General features: G+C 36.8%; 3 protein-coding genes. All 3 read left to right on the top strand.

Going from position 1 to position 2,685, the window contains the following annotated elements:
• Positions 1-490 (top strand): hypothetical protein (locus tag ACQRBJ_RS15820; RefSeq protein WP_445304202.1); only part of this gene is annotated, 490 nt, incomplete at its 5' end.
• 493 nt (positions 491-983) lie between these two features.
• Positions 984-2,201, top strand: coding sequence for a hypothetical protein (locus tag ACQRBJ_RS15815; protein ID WP_445304201.1), 1,218 nt, complete (start codon positions 984-986; stop codon positions 2,199-2,201).
• A gap of 22 nt (positions 2,202-2,223) precedes the next feature.
• Positions 2,224-2,685: hypothetical protein (locus tag ACQRBJ_RS15810; protein ID WP_445304200.1), on the top strand; the 462-nt coding region annotated here is incomplete at its 3' end.

Raw genomic sequence — 2,685 nt, 5'->3', positions numbered from 1 at the left:
AGATGGAAGTACACAACCTGAGGCTTCTGCAGACATCCAGCAAGAAGAAAAGCAGGAAGAACCTCCACACACCAAGGATTTGTGCATAGAGCTACTGAAGCAATTAAATTGTGAGGTAACTGTTTTAGAAGAGAACGAGAATCGCTTGTATTTTGAGTATCAGGGAGAACATATTGTCATTAATGCCAGTAATGACAGCTACTTCATTGAAATGTGGGATCCATGGTGGTGTATAGTTCCAATGGATGATCTTGAACAAATGTCTAACGTACGTAAGGCAATTAACACAATCAACACTCATGGTGGAGTAACCATTTTTTACAGCATAGAAGAAGAAGGACAGAAATTTGTTCTCCATTCTAAACGCCAGTGCATACTGACTAAGGACATTCCTCAAGTAAAAGAATACCTAAAGGCTCTATTGGGTGATTTTTTTACTGCTCAAAACAAGCTGCGTGAAGAAATCGTTCCTCTGAGAACAGAGAACTGATATATGCTGGAGGTAGTCCCGATATTTTATATTCTGTTTTTCACCCATATCGCTACCAATCACCATTTAACTCCCTGATTTTTAACATCATTGTTTATTGAAGTTGGATTTTGTGTAGTATGGATCTTCTTTTCTTTAGCGGCTTAGGGAAGATGCAGAGCACAGAGGCTGATATTAAATATTCTGCCTTTGTGCTCTTTTTTACACTAAGCACCTATCCATCTTTGGATTCAACTTTTGCAGTAACCACGACCAGCGTACTAACATGAAGAGAACTCATCAAAATACAGCTAAAAGATAGAATAGGCTTTAGAACATTTATTTTATACAAAGAAGCAGGCATTTGATACAATCAACAGATAGAATGTAGCATTGTTTGCTCATTTTTATCTACTTTTGTACCTACAATGTTTACCTTTAACCAGCTTAAGGTATATATTGATGTACTTAGGTACGCTAAATTAGTAAGTATAACTATAAAAATAGAACAATTATGATGAATCAGGTACTTTATGCAATAATCAGAGAAAATGGAAAATTGACTTTTGTTGAAAAGCCAATCCAACACGTGCAGAACGTTTCAAAAGCAGAATTGTGTAAATTTCACAACTATGCAACTTCGCTAAATTCTGCATATTCAAGTGATATACCCAGAATAAAAGAAGAATTATTAAACAATAACAACAAAGCATATAGAATGGATGCAATAGATATGCAGCATGCCATCTCTGAACTTAAAAAGAACAATGACATTGTTGCATTTTCGCATAGATATGGAGGCTGGAGACATTTTGACTGGAACTTTGGAGAAAAGGTTACGTTCCACATATATTCAAACTTTGGTTTTGGAGCATCCAGCGACTTTACTGCAACTTTCAAATATAACAATGTCATTTTGGCACCATTCTCCTACTACGTCAAATACAGAGACTCAGATTATGGCACAGTAACAAGATGTACATACCAGTATGATTTGAACTACTCAGAATGGAAACATATCATGCAAGATTGCCTTTCCTTTTACAATGCCATAGCGGAAAATAATGAAGCATATTTGGTCAACTGGTTGAATAGCCAATTGTCAACTATGGTAGGAGGATTAGAGGACATCATGAACTCCAATTCATATGGTTTCTTCAATTCAAAATACAACTATTTGAGAGTGAGCAGTTATGCCGAATTAGATAAAGATGACTTTTGGCTGATTAAGTCTCGTAAAATAGCATACTCATTAATGTTTGTCACCAACATAGAGGCTTTACCTTGCCAAATCAACAAGGTTGGATATATAAAGAGACTCTACAATCTCTGCACGAAATTCAAGCCAATGTTGAGAAATAAGATAAAGGAAGAGAAGTATAAACTTGATGTCATCCTCTCTCAAATTGAATCTCTGGAGAAGCAAGGAGACTACCCTCTGTATTCAAGACTATATAATAAATTCGGATACAGACTTACCAATTACAGAACTATTTATCGCTTATTGCACATAGCGAAGCGAATAGATCCTTCAATCACAAAAGCCGAAATCCGAGAAAGAATCGAAAAGTTTACAGTGCTGAAAAGAGAAATTGATGATTTGGGCAACCAGAAAAGAAAACTTCAATTGCTCCTGAACTCATTGCAGGAAGATGCCAAAAAAATGGATGATCTGTTGCTAAAAAATAAGATTAATTGCCAGCATGATTCTCTAGTATTAGAAACAGTGTAAAAAATATCATCGCAATATGAAAATGTTATATGATTTAATCGCAGGCGTCATTTCAATGATTGCCAAAAGTCTGGGAGTTTCATATGCCACAGCAAATGTGGCATGGAGCTTATACCTACAGGGACTGGTATGTATCCTATCCTGCCTCCTGCTTCTCATCCCCATGAGGAAGAGATACAAGCAATTCGGCCTGGATGTGTTCACCATATCAGGAACAGTTTCCGTTCTTGGCTATGCCTATCTGATCTTCTCCAACTGGTTCAATTTCATCAGCCCATTCATTGGACTTAGCTTTCAGACACAGCATAAAGCACTCATCAACTATACAAAGATGACGGGGATGCAATGGCACATGAGTTACCAGAGTATTTATATCATCCTCTTTGTCTTCCTGGGAATGGCACTAATAGGATTGAACATCATTCTGCTAGTATGGTTCAACAGACTTGCCAAGAAGACCAGCAATGAACTGATGAGTTTTCTA

The sequence above is a fragment of the Prevotella sp. SGI.167 genome (assembly GCF_050313615.1).
In the GTDB taxonomy this organism is placed as follows: domain Bacteria; phylum Bacteroidota; class Bacteroidia; order Bacteroidales; family Bacteroidaceae; genus Prevotella.
This window is presented reverse-complemented; position numbering and strand designations above follow the sequence as displayed.

What these genes read in the sequence shown, in the direction of transcription:
- ACQRBJ_RS15815 (WP_445304201.1), top strand. Translation starts at nt 984, where the DNA reads ATGATGAATCAGGTACTTTATGCAATAATCAGAGAAAATGGAAAATTG.